Origin of the sequence: Candidatus Pelagisphaera phototrophica, from assembly GCF_014529625.1 — a bacterium.
GTDB classification, from domain to species: Bacteria; Verrucomicrobiota; Verrucomicrobiia; order Opitutales; family Opitutaceae; genus Pelagisphaera; species Pelagisphaera phototrophica.
Genome location: NZ_CP076039.1, coordinates 3,632,554 through 3,651,208, shown reverse-complemented (window position 1 = coordinate 3,651,208; position 18,655 = coordinate 3,632,554). Strand labels below are relative to the sequence as shown.

The 18,655-nt window shown below is 49.9% G+C and carries 17 protein-coding genes and 1 pseudogene; 9 read left to right on the top strand and 9 right to left on the bottom strand.

Translation table 11 applies throughout. The features are described 5' to 3' along the window. Positions 1–170: 170 nt before the first annotated feature. Both GA004_RS15785 and GA004_RS15780 read right to left on the bottom strand, forming a co-directional pair. The gene (locus GA004_RS15785) at positions 171–1,022 is read right to left on the bottom strand and encodes a mechanosensitive ion channel family protein (RefSeq protein ID WP_283394842.1); all 852 of its coding nucleotides are present in this window, start codon (positions 1,020–1,022) and stop codon (positions 171–173) included. A 98-nt stretch (positions 1,023–1,120) separates the two neighbouring features. Then, positions 1,121–1,963, bottom strand: coding sequence for a UDP-2,3-diacylglucosamine diphosphatase (locus GA004_RS15780; RefSeq protein ID WP_283394841.1), 843 nt, complete (start codon positions 1,961–1,963; stop codon positions 1,121–1,123). 166 nt (positions 1,964–2,129) lie between these two features. Here GA004_RS15780 and miaA point away from each other — a divergent pair, with 166 nt between their 5' ends. From miaA to GA004_RS15760, 4 genes are read left to right on the top strand one after another with little or no spacing between them, the layout of a single operon-like run. After that, positions 2,130–3,059, top strand: coding sequence for a tRNA (adenosine(37)-N6)-dimethylallyltransferase MiaA (gene miaA / locus GA004_RS15775; RefSeq protein WP_283394840.1), 930 nt, complete (start codon positions 2,130–2,132; stop codon positions 3,057–3,059). After that, positions 3,056–4,063 carry a Gfo/Idh/MocA family oxidoreductase gene (locus GA004_RS15770; RefSeq protein ID WP_283394839.1) on the top strand — a complete coding sequence of 336 codons (1,008 nt, stop codon included), beginning with the start codon at positions 3,056–3,058 and terminating at the stop codon, positions 4,061–4,063. The genes miaA and GA004_RS15770 overlap by 4 nt, the downstream gene beginning before the upstream one ends. A 5-nt stretch (positions 4,064–4,068) precedes the next feature. Beyond that, positions 4,069–4,581 carry a DUF2085 domain-containing protein gene (locus tag GA004_RS15765; RefSeq protein ID WP_283394838.1) on the top strand — a complete coding sequence of 171 codons (513 nt, stop codon included), beginning with the start codon at positions 4,069–4,071 and terminating at the stop codon, positions 4,579–4,581. Between the two features lie 16 nt (positions 4,582–4,597). After that, positions 4,598–5,113, top strand: coding sequence for a hypothetical protein (locus GA004_RS15760; RefSeq protein ID WP_283394837.1), 516 nt, complete (start codon positions 4,598–4,600; stop codon positions 5,111–5,113). 40 nt (positions 5,114–5,153) lie between these two features. Here GA004_RS15760 and htpG read toward each other — a convergent pair whose 3' ends face one another. The 3 genes from htpG to GA004_RS15745 all read right to left on the bottom strand — a co-directional run bounded on the left by htpG (position 5,154) and on the right by GA004_RS15745 (position 9,182). Continuing rightward, positions 5,154–7,001 carry a molecular chaperone HtpG gene (gene htpG / locus GA004_RS15755; RefSeq protein ID WP_283394836.1) on the bottom strand — a complete coding sequence of 616 codons (1,848 nt, stop codon included), beginning with the start codon at positions 6,999–7,001 and terminating at the stop codon, positions 5,154–5,156. A 304-nt stretch (positions 7,002–7,305) separates the two neighbouring features. After that, on the bottom strand, positions 7,306–7,458 hold the full coding sequence (locus tag GA004_RS15750) for a hypothetical protein (RefSeq protein WP_283394835.1): 153 nt from the start codon (positions 7,456–7,458) through the stop codon (positions 7,306–7,308). Continuing rightward, positions 7,455–9,182, bottom strand: coding sequence for an SLC5/6 family protein (locus GA004_RS15745; RefSeq protein ID WP_283394834.1), 1,728 nt, complete (start codon positions 9,180–9,182; stop codon positions 7,455–7,457). The genes GA004_RS15750 and GA004_RS15745 overlap by 4 nt, the downstream gene beginning before the upstream one ends. A 147-nt stretch (positions 9,183–9,329) precedes the next feature. Between GA004_RS15745 and GA004_RS15740 the strand changes: the two genes are divergently transcribed. The 3 genes from GA004_RS15740 to asd are packed head-to-tail and all read left to right on the top strand — an operon-like array spanning position 9,330 to position 12,774. Then, complete coding sequence (locus GA004_RS15740) at positions 9,330–10,445, top strand: LptF/LptG family permease (protein WP_283394833.1); 1,116 nt, start codon at positions 9,330–9,332, stop codon at positions 10,443–10,445. A 30-nt stretch (positions 10,446–10,475) separates the two neighbouring features. Then, complete coding sequence (asnS, locus tag GA004_RS15735) at positions 10,476–11,861, top strand: asparagine--tRNA ligase (RefSeq protein WP_283394832.1); 1,386 nt, start codon at positions 10,476–10,478, stop codon at positions 11,859–11,861. A gap of 19 nt (positions 11,862–11,880) precedes the next feature. After that, positions 11,881–12,774 carry an archaetidylserine decarboxylase gene (gene asd / locus GA004_RS15730; RefSeq protein WP_283394831.1) on the top strand — a complete coding sequence of 298 codons (894 nt, stop codon included), beginning with the start codon at positions 11,881–11,883 and terminating at the stop codon, positions 12,772–12,774. A 4-nt stretch (positions 12,775–12,778) separates the two neighbouring features. Here the strand turns inward: asd and GA004_RS15725 are convergent, their stop codons facing one another. Both GA004_RS15725 and queF read right to left on the bottom strand, forming a co-directional pair. Then, on the bottom strand, positions 12,779–13,588 hold the full coding sequence (locus GA004_RS15725; protein WP_283394830.1) for a hypothetical protein: 810 nt from the start codon (positions 13,586–13,588) through the stop codon (positions 12,779–12,781). Positions 13,589–13,611: 23 nt separating this feature from the next. Next, positions 13,612–13,989 (bottom strand): preQ(1) synthase, encoded by a 378-nt coding sequence (queF, locus tag GA004_RS15720; protein ID WP_283394829.1) that lies wholly within the window; start codon positions 13,987–13,989, stop codon positions 13,612–13,614. Between the two features lie 135 nt (positions 13,990–14,124). On the opposite strand from queF, the gene GA004_RS15715 reads away from it, so the two are divergent. After that, on the top strand, positions 14,125–15,030 hold the full coding sequence (locus GA004_RS15715; protein ID WP_283394828.1) for a nucleotidyltransferase family protein: 906 nt from the start codon (positions 14,125–14,127) through the stop codon (positions 15,028–15,030). Positions 15,031–15,039: 9 nt separating this feature from the next. Here the strand turns inward: GA004_RS15715 and GA004_RS15710 are convergent, their stop codons facing one another. After that, positions 15,040–16,152 carry an efflux RND transporter periplasmic adaptor subunit gene (locus tag GA004_RS15710; RefSeq protein WP_283394827.1) on the bottom strand — a complete coding sequence of 371 codons (1,113 nt, stop codon included), beginning with the start codon at positions 16,150–16,152 and terminating at the stop codon, positions 15,040–15,042. 22 nt (positions 16,153–16,174) lie between these two features. Next, on the bottom strand, positions 16,175–17,557 hold the full coding sequence (locus tag GA004_RS15705) for a TolC family protein (protein ID WP_283394826.1): 1,383 nt from the start codon (positions 17,555–17,557) through the stop codon (positions 16,175–16,177). Between the two features lie 382 nt (positions 17,558–17,939). Here GA004_RS15705 and GA004_RS18285 point away from each other — a divergent pair. Next, positions 17,940–18,607: pseudogene (locus GA004_RS18285) on the top strand (3-deoxy-7-phosphoheptulonate synthase). Positions 18,608–18,655 lie beyond the last annotated feature (48 nt).

Here is an 18,655-nt window from a genome sequence, read left to right as displayed (position 1 = left end):
TTAGTCAGTGCTCCAACCCCAAGGGTTAGAAACAACAGGACGATGTTGATCCAGAGGTGCTTGGTGGTACCCACTTGCAGAAACGTGCCGACTGGAAGGGAGCTGAATAGCAAGGACTATTTTTACTACTTTGTTGTCCATTGTGAGGAGGGGGTAAGGGTTGATGTCTATTATTTAACAACTTGATGCATGTATACATCTTGTTGGGGGAAGGGGATTGATACGCCTTCCTGATCGAGGCGTTGCTTAATATTTTTTTGGAAATCGAAGAAAATGCCCCAGTAATCCCCAGTGGCGCACCATGGGCGAACATTAAAGTTGACGCTGCTGTCGGCTAATTTCGCGACCACAACTTGAGGTGCCGGATCCTGCAGCACACGGCTATCCGCATTTAGCATTTCAGTAATGATGTTCTGCACCTTATCGAGGTCATCGGTATAGCTGACAGCTACGGTCATGTCGACACGACGGGTATCATTGGCTGTGACGTTGATAATCGCACCCGACATGATCGCCGAATTTGGCTGGATGATCTTCTTGTTGTCGGGGGTTTTCATTATCGTAACGAGAACGCCGATTTCCTGAACTACGCCTGCTTGTCCTCCGGCATCAATAAAGTCGCCAATTTTGAAGGGGCGAAACATGATAATGAGCACGCCAGAAGCGAAGTTTGAGAGCGAACCTTGAAGGGCTAAGCCAACTGCTAAGCCAGCGGCACCAAGTACCGCGACAAGAGAGGTGGTCTGGAAGCCAACCTGCTGCACTGCAGCCAGCACGACCGCAATCATCAAAACGTAGTAGGTGATGCTCGTACCAAAAGAGATGAGAGCTGGATCTACGTTCCATTTCTCCATTGTGCTCCTCAGCTTGTTTTTTATCGCTCCGGCGATCCATCGACCGACTACAAAAATTATCAGCGCCATGAGGATCGCTTTTCCGATGTTGATTCCATCCTGAAGCAGCCATTGCAACGCTGTTTCCATCAATTCTTCGCCCTTTGAGAGTGGATTTTCTTCGTTCATATATGGGAGTTCTTGAAAGGGGTCGATTATTTGTCAACATACTGTTAAGTAGTATACTCTAGTTCCGAAGTTGTTCAACGCGAGGGGTATGCTAAGGCTTACCGGCTGGCGAATATTCCAATCTGGCTCAAATCGAGTTCATCCGTATTCTTCGATTCAAGATCTGCGGTATCCTGCTTCATGGGATAATCCGAGACAAAGTCGCGAAAGTAGACGAGTTGCATCCTGCCATTAGAGTGCTCGACGATAGCGGACAACGATTCGACCCAGTCGCCGGAATTCAAGTAGTGAAGTCCTCCGATCTTCTTGTTGTCGGGAGTATGGATGTGCCCGCAAATGACGCCTGTGCATTCTTTGGCTCGGGCTAGTTTGGTAATCTTCTCTTCGAAGCTTGAGACGAAGTTGACTGCGGCTTTTACTTTGGCTTTGATCGCCTTGCTGAGCGAATAGTACTCCTTTCCTCGCCACGCTCTATACTTGTTGTACCAGCGGTTCAATGACATGAGGAACTTGTATCCCCAATCTCCCAAATGAGCGAGAAAGACGAAATTTTTGGTAATGGTATCGAAGACATCACCGTGAAGGACTAAGTATCTCCCGGATTTGGACTCGTGGACAAAGTCTTCCACGATCGAGAGAGACCCAAACTGCATTGGAAGAAATCGGCCGAGGATGTCGTCGTGATTTCCTCGAAGGTATATTACATCGAGCGTCTTCTTCTCAATGCGCTTGAGGATAAAGCGGAGGAACTTGGTGTGTTCTGAGGTCCAAAGGCTTCCCCGGTTGAGTTGCCAGCCGTCGATGATATCGCCGTTGAGCACCAGTCTCTCGCAGCGTGTGTTCCGCAGAAAATGCATCACTTCCTTGACCTTGGAATTCTCCGTGCCGAGGTGTAGGTCGGAGATGAAGATGGTCTTGTAAATTCGGGGAGCTCTCTTCATAGATTGCGTTTGAGAATGGGTGACCCAAGCACGATGACAATTGATTTGCGCGAAGAAGGTCTGGCGAGAAAAATTGGAAGTATTCGCATGATCGTAACAATCCTAGAAAGCTCTACTTCCATGGAAGTGATCGGGAATGAGCAACCCTTTTCTCCAGTAGGATGTTATGACTGATTCAAACGAATCTCTATTCGTTCTGACAGGCTGTACTGCGGTGGGTAAGACGGAATGGGCTCTCGAATGGGCTGAGTCAAATGATGCGGAAATCGTGTCCTGTGACTCGCTACTGTTTTACAAGGGGATGGATATCGGGACTGCCAAACCAACCGCCGCTGAGCGGGCGCGTGTGCCTCATCACTTGATCGATATCTGTGAACCACACGAACGGATGGACATTGCTGCGTTCCTGCCTCTCGCAATCGCCGCGGTGGAGGACATACGGGTACGCGGGAAGAAGGTCTTGGTGACAGGTGGGAGCGGATTCTATCTCAAGGCTTTTTTTTTCCCGGTCTTGGACTCAGTCCGGGTTTCAACTAAAACGAAGGAAGCAGTACGAAGCCTAGAACAAGCGGGTGGCCTGGAGAAGATGGTAGAGATCCTAAGATCACTGGATCCGGAGTGTGAAGGTGAATTGGACATTCAAAACCCGAGACGTGTTTTGAAGGCATTGGAGCGCTGCATGGAAACGGGTAAGTCGATGAGGCAATTGAAGACGGAACTTTTGAGTCAGAAGAATCCGCTTACGGAAATGTCGAAAAAGCTGGTTGTGCTCGATCGCGATCGGGAAGAATTGGATGTTAGGATAGAAGAACGCGTTGCGGCGATGCTCAAAGAGGGTCTCGTGGAAGAAGTGAAAAGACTGAGAGGAGAGGGATTTGAATCGAATCCAAGCGGAGCGGGATCTATAGGGTATCGCGAAACGCTCGCCTACATAGATGGAGAAATTGAATTTGAGAATCTCGCCAGTAACATTGTTGTTGATACGCAACGATTGGCGAAAAAGCAGCGAACCTGGTTTCGTACTCAATTGCCGGTTTCTAAAACCATTAACTTAACCAATAGCCCACACTTGGAAATTATCCCGTTATTTAGATGACACTTAAAAATCAACTTCGAGTCGCTCTCTTCGGTCTGGGACGAGCGGGTAAATTTCAATTGGAAAGCATACGGTCCAATCCGGGCGTTTCGCTGATTCATGTTGTGGATACCGATTTGGAAAAGGCGAAGGCAGTCGCGAATGAGTTTGGATGCGAATACGGTCGTTCGGTGGATGAACCGCTTTCGAATGCTGGCATTGACGCGGCTATTATAGCGACTCCAACGGGTGAGCATTTTGGTCAGATTATGGCCTCACTAAATGCGGGTAAAGCGGTTTTCACCGAAAAGCCCCTGGGCAATGGCCTTGAGGAAATCGACAAGTGTTTCCAACTGGCCCGAGAAAAGAGCCTCCCTTTGTTTGTTGGTTTTAACCGGAGATTCGATCCGTCCCATTCCAATCTCGCGCAAAGTGTGCGCGGTGGGGAGATCGGAGCTCCCCAGTTGGTTCGGATCACGTCTAGGGACTCGCCGCTGCCGAGTATGGACTACATCAAAACGTCGCACGGGATCTTTCACGACTGCATTGTTCATGACTTGGACATGATACGTTTTATCTCCCAGGAAGATCCGATAGAAGTCTACTCGGTTGGCAGCAATTTCATACCTGAAATTCAGGCGTTTGACGATTTGGATAATGTGCTTGTGAGTCTGCGGTTTGCCAGTGGCCTGCTGGCGAGCATCGACGTTAACCGGTTTGCCTCCTATGGCTACGACCAACGAATTGAAGCGTTCGGAGAAAAGGGCATGTTGCAGTCGGAGAACCGTTATCCTCGATCTACCGTACTTTCATCGGAAGCCGGGGTTTCGAGACCCCCGATCGAGTTTTCATTTCCCTCACGATACCGGGAAGCCTATCAGCGCGAACTGGAAACTTTTCGAAAGTGTGTCGTTGAGGGAATCCCGCTGCCGATTACTTACGCGGACGTTCGAATGAGTTTTGTGCTATCGGATCTGGCAGAGTGCTCCTATCGGGAAGGCCGCCCCATGCGAGTGGGAGGCTGAGATTTATGCGTGGGGATAGGGGAGAGCATGCTGTTTTGACGAGATCACTGAGAAGGCTTGCGATTCACGGGACAATACTTGGGAGTATGCTTCTGGCCGCCTTGTTTCTGATTGCGTGGAACGGATGGGAGTTTGGGCATTCGCTCTTTTCTCATTTGTGCCACCAGAAAAGTGAAAGGTGCTTTGTCTTCGGCGCGTCACATCTGGCGGTTTGCTCCCGTTGCTTTGGTATTTACTTTGGCATTACGGGAGGTTGCGCTATTGTCTGCTTGCAAACGAAGAAAGCACTCACCTTGAACCCTTGGATGGGAATGATCTTGGGGGTTAGCGCCATCGCTAACCTTCTCGACTTTGGGTTTGAATGGTTTGGGTTATACCAGAACGCGATTTGGACACGTGCCTTGCTGGGACTGCTTCTAGGGATGTCTCTGGTCCTATTCGTTTTGCTGCGATCTCCTTATCGAATGGATCGAAAAGAAGAGAAAGCGGCATCTATGCGCTTGCCCGAAAGGGGTTGATTGAAATGATCGCGATATGTCTGACGAACCCGATATTGTGAATTTAGACGATTGTCCGATGAAGCCAGGCCTTGTAGCCGGTGGAGCGGTTGCTTTCGTGCTAACGGTCTTTCCCATGTCGTACGCCCTCTGCTGCCTGCCCCTGGCGTTGGGAGGTTTCGTCGCGACAACCACATTCGTCATCAAATACAAAGTCAGGCTGGAGCTTAAGTACGGAATGAAGATTGCGATGCTGGCTTGCCTACTGGGATTTGTGGCTTCGACGGTCGTTTACGATCTGGTTTGGCTAGCTTTCGACTATCGAATTGGATTCGAATGGTATGTCTCCTTTTTAACGGGGCTGGCGGAGTCTGCACCGCCTCCCTCGGGGGATCGGTTGCTCGAATCAATCGAGCTCCTCAGAGAGCAGTCTTTTGGCATTGGTACCTTTGTTCAGCAGATTTTCACCGTGATTCTCGCATCCGGGATCGGCGGGGCGATCGGAGGCGCCTTGGCGACCGTGCTTTTCAAGAAAGGCGCTCTCGCTCAATAGGCCGCGGCCCAACAAGCGAGGTTCCACAAACCTAGAGGAACTATTTAGTCTCGGACGCCTGAGATAGGATGTCGTACATTCGTGAGACCATATCCTTCGGGTCTTCCAAAAGCCCTGCGGCGACCATGGAGTTGTCAAACGCTTGCAGTGCGATCAATTTCGCCAAATCAGAATTCGTCTCACGCTGCCTATTCAAGTTTTTCATTAGCGCATGCCTCGGGTTAATTTCGAATAGCACCTCAGTGGGCATCCCTGGCTGTCCCATTTGCTGCATCATACGACGCATTTGCGAAGACATGGCGTCTGGGGTTAGCGCCATTGCGGGGCTGTCTACGAGTCTTTCCGAAATCTTCACCTCCTTAACGCGTTCGCCAATGGTCTCTTTGAGCCAGGAGCAGAGAGCATTGCCCTCATCTTCGCTTAGGCTTTCCTCGGAGGATTGAGGAACATCGTCCAGTTTGAGGTCACCCTGATCGGCCGATACGAGAGTCTTCTCTTCGTATTCGCGAAGGTTGTTCATGACGTATTCGTCGACGGGTTCGTAGAGAAACAGCACTTCTATTCCCCGCGCCTTGAAGCCCTCTAAATAGGGACCGCTTTCGATCGACTCGCGGTTCTGGCCGGTAATGTAGTAGATCTCTTTCTGCTCCTCCTTCATCCGTGAAATATAGTCGGCTAGGGATGTCTTCTTCCCTTTTTCCTGAGCGGAAGATTCGAAGTAGAGAAGCTTGGCCAGCTCGTCCTTGTAGGTCATGTCGATTGCCACACCCTCCTTCAGAAAGAAACCGAACTTATCGAAGAACTCCTGGTACTCGTCGGGCCGTTTCTTGGCTTCCTCGCTCAGGAATTTCAGGAAACGCTTGGTGATCACCCGCCCCAGCTTCTGGATGAGCGAACGATCCTGCATGGTCTCGCGGGAGATATTCAACGGAAGGTCTTCGCTATCGACGACTCCCTTGGTGAAGCGCATCCACTCAGGTAGAAGCTCGGTGGGTTTCGAGTCGATGAGAACCTTGCGGCAATAAAGGGCCACTGCGGGATCAATGCGACCGAATCCTGCCCGTTCTGGATTTTCTTTCGGAACGAAAAGCAAGGCTTTGATCGCGAGAGGAGCGTCGGCGCTAAAATGGAGTCGATATCGCGGCTCATCCCATGCGTTTGCCTGGAATTTGTAGAACTCAGTGTACTCTTCGTCCTTGATTCCCGATTTGCCGCGCAGCCAGAGGGCGTCGATCGTGTTGACCTTTTCATCATTCAGTTTGATCGGAAACTGGACAAAGCTAGAGTACCGCTTTATAATCTCTTTGATGGTTTCATCTTTGGCGAAGCTCTTGTCATCATCTTTTAATGAAAGGACGATTTTGGTTCCTCGGCGTTGGCCCTCCACTTCTTCTACTTCGTAGCTGCCGGCTCCCGTGCTGGTCCAAACATGACCCGATTCGCCTTCCTTCCATGAGCGCGAGTAGACTTTGACCTCATTCGCTACCATGAATGCAGAGTAGAACCCGACCCCGAACTGGCCGATCAGGTTGTCGTTCTTGCTACCGCCTTCTTTGAGAGCCTCAAGGAATTGCTTGGAGCCCGAATGGGCGATCGTACCGAGGCTTTTGACCAGTTCATCCTTGGTCATGCCGATTCCAAAGTCCTGAATGGTGATGGTATTGGCGGTGTCGTCGGTGGATATCTTGATTTCAAGCTCGAGGTCTTTGTCGAAAATCTCCTTCTCGGTGATTTTAAGGTGACGGAGCTTTTCGGAAGCGTCGGACGCATTGGATATCAACTCGCGAACGAAAATCTCCTTTTCGGTGTAGAGCGAATGGATGACGATATCCAGGAGCTGTTTGATTTCCGCCTGAAACTCATGTTTTTCTACGTTGGGTGTGCTCATATTTGAATATGTCTATTACTTGGTGAAAACCTAAATGCGTTACCGACTCAGCAATCGGCTTCAAGTTCATTTTTCGCTTTTGGGAAAACGAATGATCCTGCGATTGGCGGTTGTTCCGATTTTAGGACTGGTTGCCGCAGGGGATGCTCACCGGAAGCCCCGTTTAATACAGTTATCCGGCACTGCGGTTATCCCCGTAGATTGGATCGGGCAGCCGCCACTTTATCAAGTCTTTTGGAATAGGGTATCGGCCTGATTCTGTTAGTGAAGAACCAGATCCCGAAGTTTCGGGTAACAAGCTTGCTTACTTTTTCGTGTCCGGAGTCTCGATCTCGAATCCGTGTATCTTGTCTTCTTCCTCTTCAGGAGTGGTGAGCACTTTGTGGATGCACCAGGAGAAAAGGCAGGTTACCGAACCGACTGAAACAATCATTATAATCCATCCGCCTAATGTCATTTCGCGTTCCCTCCTTCATCGTTTGGTTTGAATTTCGGCGCGATGGCCGTAAGTATCGTGAAGAATGCGGCTACGAGAATGATGAGTACTACGCTGAATCGAGCGACTCCATTCGGTTGGATAAACAAGTCATTAACGTAGGAAGAGTAGTCTTGCTCGCCAGTTAGGATATTATAGCCGAAAACGTTTTGGATCGTCCAAAGGGCGAAAATAATCAGGAGAAAAGTAGGCGTGACGTACTTCATGATAACTCCGTAGATGGGGGGCACCCTGAAGAGCGCCCCTTGGTTCGCCATCTTTAGGCCTTGCTTGATCCCGATTACCCACCCGAATATGATGATCTGGATGGTCGCGAGAACGAAGATTAGAAAGGTGCCTACCCAGAAATCTATGGTGTCGAGGGCCTTGAGGTCTTTGCTGAAGTAAACGACGAATCCGCTGCCTAAGGCGGTTATGATTCCGAGGACGCTCACGGACTTTTTCCGATCGATACCCATGGATTCCTCGAGAAACGCAATGCCTGGCTGAAGCATAGAAAGGGAGCTTGTAACCGCTGCGAGGAACAGGAGGAAGAAAAAAAGAAACCCGAAAAAGGCGCCGGCGGGCATTGAAGCGAAAACCATGGGCAAGGCATTGAATCCCAGGCCCAAAGTCGAGCCCGTGGCTCCGGCGATTCCAAGGAAGGTGAAGGCTGCCGGCACGGTCATCAGACCCCCTAAGCCGACCTCGCAAAACTCGTTTGCGGAAGTTGCCGCTAAACCGCTCAAAACGACGTCATCCTTTCGCTTGAGATAGCTGGAATAGTTGATGATGACTCCAAAACCGATACTGAGCGAAAAGAATATTTGACCGGCCGCGTCCAGCCAGAGCTGAAAGTTCAATAGTTGTTGCGTGAGCGAAATCTTCCGAACTCTCAGCGATTCATCTGCGGCGGCTTGGGCAGTGGCGGTGGCGATCGCGTTATCTCCAACCACTTCGTTGATCTTGGTCCAAGCCCCATCGCTGCTCTGCGATTCGACGATGGTCTTCGAGGGGTTCCACATGTACCCGAGGCCGTTGTTGACGTTCAGATCGGGATTGGCCGGATCGGGGGTTCCAATTGTGAGAACTCGAATGAGAACGACAAAAGCGAGTATCATGAGTGCAGGCATCGCATACTTGCAGAATAGCTCGATACCTCGAGACAAGCCTCGATAAATCAGAATAAAATTGAGGATAAAGACGGCGACGAGAAACCAGCCCACTTGTTTAATCCCAAAGCCAAAGGCAGATCCGTCAGCGCCAGCTCCAACGAAGGCGTCAAAAAACGTGCTCGCATCCTCCCCGCTAGTGAAGTCAAGATTGCCAGCGAGAAAGTTGACCGAGTATCCCAGGCACCACGCTTCGATGTAGACGTAGTACATGTAGATCATGACGGGAATAAGCACTCCAATCACGCCAAAGTACTTGTAGTTCGATTGCCCGGTGATGGCGGCTAGAATTCCGGGGCTGGAATTACGGCCTTTTTGTCCGCCGGCTCGGCCCATGGCCCATTCCGCCCAGCAAATGGATAGCCCAATGATGAGAAAGGAAACAAAATAGGCGAGCATGAAGGCGCCTCCTCCGTGTTTAGCTGCTAGCCCAGGAAAGCGGAGGAAATTTCCAAGTCCAACGGCGCTTCCGGAGACGGCTAGGATAATCCCGATGCGCGAATTCCAGGACTCTTTGGGGTGGGAGGAACTCATTGGCCTACGGTTTTAGGGAGGGGCAACTTGAACGCCAGAAAAAAGATTCGATCGCAATTTTTGGAGAGAACCACGGCATTCTGAAACGTCGATGGCACATGACGCTGGACACTGCTGTCTTGAACTCTCTATATCGCCCTTAGATTCATGTTTCCGGTGGTAGACAGGTACGTACTTTTTGAATGGCTCAAAATCTTTGGGCTCGTTCTCGGAGCGATGCTTGGTCTGCAGTTGATCGTCGAGGTACAGGACAGCTTTTCAGATCTGCTCTATTACAATGCGGACTTTGGGCAGATCATCTTTTACTATCTGGTTCTCGCCCCGAGCTTTCTTACTATTTCTCTCCCGGCCGCAATTCTAGTATCCATATTGTATGCTCTAGGATTGCTCCATCGTAACAATGAATTCCTTGCCTTCCGCACTTCGGGAATGAGCGTGTCGCGGATAACGCGAACCTTGTGGTTTGCCGGAATCGGTTTGTCAATGGGCCTTTGGTATCTGAATGCTAGTTTAATTCCCTGGTCTGTCGAGGCGTCGAGGAAACTGATGGATACCTTGGAGTGGGATCAGCAGGCGGAAACCGTTGGATCGGAAAAGGTTGGATTGGTTTATAATCTAGCCTTCGATAACCGAAAAGAGAATCGCATGTGGTTCGTCAATCGGTTTAGCGAGTACAAGCAGATGGGCTTTGGGATAACCGTATCCATGATGGACCAGGATCGTCATGAAGTGCGGCGGATTTCTGCGGAAACGGGATTCTTTAGAGAAGACCAGAGTGATTGGATTTTCCTTAATGGTCGGGATAGCCGGTATGCGGCGGCGGATGCGGAATTGATAAGAACGTTGCCGTTCGAAAAGCTGGAAGCCGAGGAGCTGGATGACGATCCTAGTTTGATGTTGCTGCTCGGTGAACGACCAAAGGATCTGTCTTTTCTCGAGCTCAAGATGATTACCGAGAATTTCACTTTGGATGAGAATCCGAAGATACTCGAGTATCTGGTGCGGCTTCAGTCCCTTATGGCGGGAGCGGCGAGTTGTCTGATCGTGACCGGGCTCGCAATTCCGTTCGCGGTCTCTGGGGTCCGCGTGAACCCTGCGGTGGGCGTTTCCAAGTCTTTGGCCCTGTTTTTTGGATACTACATCATGACGAGTGTTTTGAATTCGCTTGGAAAGCAAGGGGTTTTGTCGCCAGAGGTGGCGGCTTGGACTCCAAACATTTTCATGATTATTCTAACCTATGTATTGGTAAGGCGGGTACGGTAATATTTTTCAATAAATCTCTAGGATTTGTCTATGTCACATAAGAGGACTGAAATATCGATTTTGCTCGAAAGCGAAAGCGAACGTGAAAACGTTCTTATTCAAGGTTGGGTGCGTACGCGGCGCGATTCCAAGGACTTCTTTTTTCTCGAGCTCAATGACGGCTCGTGTCTCAAGAATCTCCAGATCGTGGTCACGCGGGAAATCAGCGAGTTTGAGACGCTAAAAACGATTCGAACGGGTTCCTCAGTGTCGGTAGTCGGCAATCTTGTCGCTTCTCAGGGGAAGGGGCAGAAATGGGAGGCTATGGCCAAAGAGGTTGCGCTTTTGGGAGACTCGCCTGAAAACTACCCATTGCAGAAAAAGCGTCACTCGCTCGAGTTCATGCGGGAGATATCCCACCTCAGACCGAGAGCGAACATGTTCGGCGCCGTTTTCAGGATTCGAAGCCGACTGTCCTTTGCGATTCATCGGTATTTCCAGAAAAACGGGTTTTTCTATGTGAATACACCCGTTATAACCGCGAGCGATTGCGAGGGAGCGGGGGACCTGTTCAAGGTCACAACGATCGACATGCACGAGCCTCCGAGGTCGGAGGATGGACTCATCGACTTTGCCCACGATTTCTTCTCCCAGAAAACCTATCTAACGGTGAGCGGTCAACTTGAAGGGGAGGCCTTCGCGACATCGTTGGGCAAAATCTACACGTTTGGGCCTACGTTTCGGGCTGAGAATTCGAATACATCGCGTCATGCGAGCGAGTTTTGGATGGTTGAACCTGAAATAGCGTTTTGCGATTTGCAGCAAGATATGGATTGCGCGGAAAGCTTTGTAAAATGGGTTACTCGGGAAGTGTTGGATACCTGCCAATCGGATCTGGAGTTGTTCTTTAACTTTGTGGACAAGGGGCTGGAAGAGCGCCTTCGATTTGTAGTTGAGCGTCCCTTCCACCGCGTTTCCTACACGGAAGCCATTGATATCCTTCACGCTTCCGGCAAGAAGTGGGAGTATCCAGCCGAGTGGGGGGCTAATCTCCAGTCCGAACATGAGCGGTATCTGACGGAGGAGCATTTTAAAAGCCCAGTGACCGTCTACGACTACCCGAAAGAAATTAAGCCGTTTTATATGCGGACTAATGACGACGAAAAGACAGTGGCTGCCATGGACGTTCTGGTTCCTGGCATAGGCGAGATTGTGGGAGGAAGCCAGCGGGAGGAAAGACTGGATGTTCTTTTGGAAAACATGAAGCACCACTGTATCAGCGAAGAAGACTATAGCTGGTATGTCGATTTAAGGCGTTTCGGTAGCGTGCCTCACGCGGGCTTTGGGCTTGGGTTTGAGAGGCTGCTGATGTTTATTACAGGTATGGGCAATATCAGGGATGTGATTCCCTTTGCCCGGACGCCAGGGAGTATTTGAAGCATTTCCAGTTTCGCTTATGGATCCTATACGATATTTCAATCGGTACAATCAGGCGATTGAAACCGAGACGGTATACGGCGAATCGTATTTAAGATGGACCTACGAGAACCCGTTCGGTCGACTGGCGTTGAATGTTCTCGTAAAGCGTTCCTTGTTCAACAACTGGTACGGTTGGCGAATGGATCGATCCAGTAGCCAATCAAAAGTGGGGCCGTTTATTGAAGACTACGGGATAGATATGGAGGAGTGTGTCGAATCGAAGGAAAGTTTCGGCACCTTTAATGAGTTCTTCTACCGAAAGCTAAAACCTTCGGCCCGTCCACTATCTGGGGGAGAGGAGACGGTTTGCTTTCCTGCGGATGGGCGACACATTGCAATTCCAGACCTCTCAAGTCTCGAAAGCGTTTATGTCAAAGGGCAAGCGTTTGACCTAATCGCATTTCTAGGAAGTGATGAGCTAGCGGATACCTTTTCGCGAGGATCTGCAGTGATTTCAAGACTTTGTCCTGTCGACTATCACCGATTTCACGCGCCGGTCGCTGGAAAACTGGTAAACCAGAAGTTGATTGGGGGCTCGCTTTTCAGTGTGAGCCCGATCGCACTTCGCAGGAAACTGTCCTATTTGTGGGAGAACAAGCGCGTACTGACGTTGATTGAAACGGAACATCGAGGGTTAGTCGCTTTCGTCGCGATTGGGGCTACTTGCGTGGGCCGTATTCATATGACGAGAGGAAAAGGCGAGAGCGTGGCGAAAGGAGGCGAGCTTGGCTATTTCGCCTTTGGAGGTTCGTGTGTGGCGACCTTTTTTGAAAAAGGCCGGGTGGACTTAGCCGATGATCTTGTTGCACAGTCGAGCAGGTCAATAGAAGTGTATTCAAAGATGGGCGACCGCTTGGGAACGTGGCGTTAGCTCTTTAGCTGGTCGATTCCGGTTCAGCACTTGTGTTTTCAGCGGATAGGCACGCTTCGCAAATGCACGATTCGTTCCGGTAGCGAAAATCGCGATCCGGATGGGATTTGTCAGTGGCGCCGCATTGTTCGCAAATGTGAAAGGGTTCTGCTTCGAATTTCTCTTTTTCAGCCTTTATGACCGCTACCCTTTTTTTCGACTTGAGCGTTAGCATAATGTCTTTCCCGAAAAACAGGAAGTAATTGGATACGCTGGCGGTGATGAATACTTTGCCCTGCCACCCAGAACTAAAGAAGAATATCAGGAGCATCCCCCAACTGAGCCATCCCAGCCATCTCACTTTTACGGGAAGAATGAAGAAAAGGCGAAATTCAAAATCGGGGAATAGGTAGGCGAAAGCGAGGAATGTTGTTTGGCTCCAGATGAAGTTGGTGATCGGGTAGCCTGGCATGAGAAAGCCGACAGCCATTCCTAGAAAGGCCCCTACGATTAGGTACACGTTGAGCCGAAAAGCGCCCCATTGACCTTCTAACGCGCTGGTTACCATGTAGAAAATATACCAAGCGAAAAACAGGAAAAGCATGCTTCCGACCGCGGGTGGGAAAAAGGGAAAAGCGAATGCCCGCCAAATCTCACCTTGCAGGACCAGCCGGGAATCGAAAACCATGAGTTCGAGAAGCGGGCTCGTTTTGTCGGGATTTAGCGTGCTCATGGCCAGTAGCCAGATCGCCACCTGACCGATGACGATGTACATAGCGATATTGGGTATCGCGTAGGCCCCTAGTTTTCGTTCGAGCTTATCCAGAATAGTCATACAATTTTCGTTCCGGAAAGCGGTTATTCGGGAAAGGGAAATGAGGCAATGGTTTCTATGCTGATCCCTCCGCGGGATTTCTGAATCGTCGTAACGCTGCAGCTTTTTGGGGAAATATCGTTGACGACTCGATCCCGTATTTCCGCTGCTAGCTTCTCGGCAAAAACGGCACGCGAAGCGAATGACCACAAGTAAAGCTTCAGGCTTTTGGATTCGATACAGAGAGATTGGGGGAAGTACTCGATTCTGACCGTATAGAAATCGGGTTGTCCTGTTACGGGGCACGAACTGGTGACTTCGTCAGAGGTCATCCTAACCTGTGTTATCCCTTCAGGAGCTGGGAAAGTGTCCAGCTCCTCTATGGGTTGTTTGACTGATTTTCCCAAGTACTTTGATTCCATTGCCTCCTTAAAAGCACCACAGGTAAGTGGCTATCTTCCTAGTGGCAAGCATGGTTTTGGTAAGGCAGTGGTGAAAAGTAGGCCGCGGGGATTTATCGTTTGCAAACCAGGTCGGGAGACGCAATCAAGCGATCGATGAAACCAATATTGCTCGTACTGGCGGCTGGAATGGGAAGTCGTTTTGGAGGCCTCAAGCAAATCGAACCAGTGGGGCCCAATGGTGAGTGGATCCTCGATTTTTCCGTTTTCGACGCCCTCGAAAGTGGATTTGGAAAGGTGGTATTCGTAATTCGGGAGGAAATGGCGTCGGCATTTAGCGTGGTGCGAGATCGATATGCGGGCCAGGTAGAGGTGGAGTTCGCTTTCCAGAACGCGAGTGACCTGCCTTGTCGACAAGAGCTGGCGGCGAATCGGGAAAAGCCTTGGGGGACGGGGCATGCCGTTTATTCTGCTCGCCAAGCGCTCGATGCCCCATTTGCCGTGATTAATGCAGATGATTTTTATGGTAGGAGCGCCTTTCAATCGTTGGGTTCGTTCCTAGGCCAGCTGGAGGACTCCGCGAACGAGTACGCATTGGTCGGATACGAGCTTGAGAATACATTGTCTGAGAATGGAACGGTTTCTAGGGGAATCTGCCATTCATCGGATGGGATGACGCTCGATTCAGTGGAAGAGCACACCCAGATTCGTAGTGATGAAAATACAGGATCGATTTTAGCTCTAAATGGATCGAATCGAGAGATCACGCTGAGGCGTGATGATCGGGTTTCGCTTAATTGCTGGGGATTTCCAGCGTCGTTCACGTCTTCGCTGGAGAACCTTCTAGAGGCATTCTTAGATCGATACGATGTCGCTACCCAAGAAGAGTTCTATTTGCCTTTTGCGGTGGACTCACTGTTGCAGGCGGGAAAGGTGAAGGCCCGTATACTGGATTGCTCCAGTCGATGGCTGGGGGTGACTCACCGCGAAGACTTGCCTCACGTGAAAGAGGAGATTGCTAAACTGTTCGCCCAAGGCGAGTATGTGGCTCCTTTGTGGTAGGCGTGCTGCCTAGCTTTTAGGGACTACTTTAACGCGGTCTCCATCGTCGAAAAGGTGCAGGTTTTCAACGATCACTTGATCTCCATCTGAAAGGCCATCAAGCACCTCGATCATTGTCACACTAGTGTACCCGAGCTGTATTTTTTTTCGTGATACGATTCCATCTTTAACTACGAGCACGTCATTTCTAACGACTGCCTGTCGAGGAATGAGGAGGGCGTCTTCGTGTTCGTTGAGAGTGATTACGGCATCTCCCGTGAGTCCTGGATCGAGGCGTTCTCTTTCAATGTTTACTTCTAAATGAACGGTGAATCGCTGTGTTCTTGGATCGGCAACCGGAATGATTTTCGCCACTTTCGCGTCGAATTGCTCGAGTTCAATTCCCAGGAAAGAAACTTGGGCAGGCATTCCCGGTCCAATGCCAACAAAATGTTCCTCGCTTACTTTCATTTCCACTATGCGCGTCTGCGAAACGACTTTGGCTACCTGGTAGCCACCGCTGATTAAATCCCCGTCATGGGCGTGGACTTCGGTGACAATTCCGTCAATCGGCGAGATGATCGTCATTTTCTCCTTTTGCCGTTTGAGACTCTTAATCGCGTTCTCCAGATTTTGCAGCGTTTCTTCGTTCGTTAACTTTTCCCGGGCGATATCGTCCTCCGCCTTTTCCACGGCTCGTTGGTATTTTCTGAGGTCCATTTCCCGCACACCGCCATTGTTAAACCGGAACTGTACGTCTTCAAGTGCATCTTTGTGGGTCTCGAGAGAAAGCTCCAAGGGAGATTGGATTTCAAGATTGCGTTGGGCGCGGCTCAATTCGTTCTCCGCTTTTTCTATCTCGAGATCAATATCCCCTGTATCCAGGACGATTAGGACTTCACCGGCAGTGACGGTTCCTCCCTTTTCGAGGTTGGAATTGATGACGCGACCCCCATGTTCACCCTTTATGAACATTTCCTTTTCAGCTAGCACATTAATGGTACCGGGCACTGCGTTGACGGCTATGCCTCTCTCGGTTTCAGTTACGATCGCAATGGGAATAGACCGTGAGAATAGAAGAAACCCAATTACTAGAAGGGCTGCGACGGGGATCAGAATCTTGAATACAGTGCTAACTTTCATTTCGAGTTACTAAATTCTTTCGTTATTGGCTCCGTTGATCGATAAATTTCTGGGCGAATGTATCGAAGCCTAGGAGTGAGGAAATGTTTGCGAGCGCATTGTGGTATTCGGACCGTGACCGATTGGTTCGTACTTCCTGCGTTGCAAATGCGATCTCAACTTTTTCAAGGTCATCGGGTGACGCACGACCGGTTTCGAAGTCCTTCTTCGTATCGTGTAGATAGTTTGATGCCTGGTTTAGCGCTTCCTCATCCCGTTCCAGAATCCGCGCGTTCAAGTCTAGCAGCTTTTTGGTGCGCTGAAGATTGAACTCGTAGGTTGACTTTGCTGACTCGAGTTGACGTTTGACGTGTTCTATGCGGGCCATAGCTGAGATTTTGTTTCCTCTAGTGGCCCTGCCGTCGAATAGGCTCCAGCCAATTGTGATTCCGGCATATACGATCTCTTCAGCTCTTCGTCTTCCGATTTCATCCATTTCGTATTGTGTTAAACCGACCGACAATCCGATCTTTGGTTTAAGACGCTGATTTGAAATGTGCAGATCTTTCTCTGAAAACTCTAATGATTTGGCTTGGGTCTGCACGGAAAGACCTTGGTTCAACCGTTCATCGAAGAGCTGTTCGATAGAGGCGATTTCTGAGGCATTCAAAATGGCTTGCCGCGGAATTTCTGAAAGTAGCCCAGATGAAATCTCTTCGGAAGGAACTCCAGAAAGCCTTGCGATTAGATCAATTTGATCAGCAAGGGTGTTTTTTTTCTTCATTAGGTCGAGCTCGGCTGAGTTGAGGGCGACTTCCAGATTGTAGACTTGAATCGTAGACGCCGTTCCGGCCTTTAGGCGTTCCCGCTCCAATTCGACCCGCGCCTGAGCCCGTTCGAGGTTTCGCTGTCCGAGATCAGCATCCTTTTGCGCTACCAGAATTGCCAGGTATTTTTTTCTAATATCCAGTGCTAACTTCCGATAGGCTTCGAAGGTTTTCAGTTCTTCGATTTCCAGATTGAGGTTTCCTTTAGCCCGGTTTGCTTCGAGCGCTCCCCAGTGGAAGAGTGATTTCGAAAGGGTGAGTGAATAAAGGAGCCGATCGCTGATTTCGGAATCGTCCCTTTCGAAGTCTTGTTCCTTCCGCAAGGTAACATTTGTCCGTAATTGTGGATTCTTGGCAGATTTAGCAACGATCTTCCGCCCCTCGAAATCCCGCTCGACAAGGTCTCGCAGCTGGATGCTCTCAGCTTCAGTCATTGCCGCTTCGAGTAGTGCTCTAAGACCACTGATTGAGTTTTCCGGCAAGTGCTCAGACAGCTTCACCTCACTAGCGTAGGTCCTCGCGGTTGCCGCTGAGAAAAGGGTGACGGCGAATAGGGCTCTGAGTAATCCAATCAGTTTCAATGAAATCCTCTCCAGCATACGTTACGACTTGTCCATTGAGAGAATGATCGGAATCGATGATTGCGAGTGGAAAATAGGCATTTCCCCGAAATAGCCATACAATCGTTGAAATGCGATCGACTAGCGGGTTCCCTCTAATGCTGAAATGATGCGGCAGCTTCGGTGGAAATACGACTGTGTCGTTGTTCTGGAGAATTGGATTTACAGCGGGTTACACGGCGTCGTACTCTGCGTCCCCAATGCGTGCACTAGCAGCCAACCCAGCTTATTTTTGGTTTTATTTCTTCTGGAAAGACCCCGAGGCTGGCTGATCGTGCACATTTAAGTAAACTGCCATTTTAGCAAAAAGCCCTGGGTTCTTATAGAATCCAGGGCTTTTTGCGTTTCTACCAGTATCGCCATGACAACCTATACCATTGAACCACAAACTCCCATGGAATTGGAAACAGGACAGAGCTCCTTACCGATTCCCTCTCCGCAAGATCTAAGGGACCAAATCCCTTGTCGGGCCACAATAAAGGATCTCGTGTCCTCTTCGAGAGCGGAGATTCAGAACATCCTTAGAGGCCTAGACGAACATCGTCCACTCGTCGTTTGTGGTCCTTGCTCAATCCGCGATACGAGCGGAGCATTTGATTATGCTCAGCATATCGTCAAATTAGTCAGCGAAGTCCGCGAAGATATTCTGTTGGTAATGCGACCTATTTTGAAAAGCCGCTTAGCATAGTTAGCTGGAAAGGACTTCTTTATGATCCCGAACTGGAAGGAAGTTCGGCCACGGTTGGCGGATTGTGTTTCGCTCGTTCGATTCTTGCTAGCATAGCAGAGCTTGGGCAACCGTGCGCCACCGAATTTCTCAATCCGATGGTGGCACCTTATCAGTAAGACTTTCTTCCCTATGGTTCCATCGGGGCACTAACGGTCGAGAGCCAAATCCATCGAGAGCTTGCTGCGGGTCTGGATATGCCAATTGGAATGAAGAATAACCTGGCAGGCGAGGCATTGAGCTCAATAAACGCCATCAAAGCCGCGAACCGTCCCCATAGTTTTTTTGCTAATGACGCATAAGGGAGGCCTCAATCACAAACGTCGGAGGTAACCCGTACGCTCACATTT

Coding starts and splice junctions, on each gene's coding strand:
- GA004_RS15785 (WP_283394842.1), bottom strand. CDS start 1,022: ATGAACGAAGAAAATCCACTCTCAAAGGGCGAAGAATTGATGGAAACA.
- GA004_RS15780 (WP_283394841.1), bottom strand. CDS start 1,963: ATGAAGAGAGCTCCCCGAATTTACAAGACCATCTTCATCTCCGACCTA.
- miaA (WP_283394840.1), top strand. CDS start 2,130: ATGACTGATTCAAACGAATCTCTATTCGTTCTGACAGGCTGTACTGCG.
- GA004_RS15770 (WP_283394839.1), top strand. CDS start 3,056: ATGACACTTAAAAATCAACTTCGAGTCGCTCTCTTCGGTCTGGGACGA.
- GA004_RS15765 (WP_283394838.1), top strand. CDS start 4,069: ATGCGTGGGGATAGGGGAGAGCATGCTGTTTTGACGAGATCACTGAGA.
- GA004_RS15760 (WP_283394837.1), top strand. CDS start 4,598: ATGTCTGACGAACCCGATATTGTGAATTTAGACGATTGTCCGATGAAG.
- htpG (WP_283394836.1), bottom strand. CDS start 7,001: ATGAGCACACCCAACGTAGAAAAACATGAGTTTCAGGCGGAAATCAAA.
- GA004_RS15750 (WP_283394835.1), bottom strand. CDS start 7,458: ATGACATTAGGCGGATGGATTATAATGATTGTTTCAGTCGGTTCGGTA.
- GA004_RS15745 (WP_283394834.1), bottom strand. CDS start 9,182: ATGAGTTCCTCCCACCCCAAAGAGTCCTGGAATTCGCGCATCGGGATT.
- GA004_RS15740 (WP_283394833.1), top strand. CDS start 9,330: ATGTTTCCGGTGGTAGACAGGTACGTACTTTTTGAATGGCTCAAAATC.
- asnS (WP_283394832.1), top strand. CDS start 10,476: ATGTCACATAAGAGGACTGAAATATCGATTTTGCTCGAAAGCGAAAGC.
- asd (WP_283394831.1), top strand. CDS start 11,881: ATGGATCCTATACGATATTTCAATCGGTACAATCAGGCGATTGAAACC.
- GA004_RS15725 (WP_283394830.1), bottom strand. CDS start 13,588: ATGACTATTCTGGATAAGCTCGAACGAAAACTAGGGGCCTACGCGATA.
- queF (WP_283394829.1), bottom strand. CDS start 13,989: ATGGAATCAAAGTACTTGGGAAAATCAGTCAAACAACCCATAGAGGAG.
- GA004_RS15715 (WP_283394828.1), top strand. CDS start 14,125: ATGAAACCAATATTGCTCGTACTGGCGGCTGGAATGGGAAGTCGTTTT.
- GA004_RS15710 (WP_283394827.1), bottom strand. CDS start 16,152: ATGAAAGTTAGCACTGTATTCAAGATTCTGATCCCCGTCGCAGCCCTT.
- GA004_RS15705 (WP_283394826.1), bottom strand. CDS start 17,557: ATGCTGGAGAGGATTTCATTGAAACTGATTGGATTACTCAGAGCCCTA.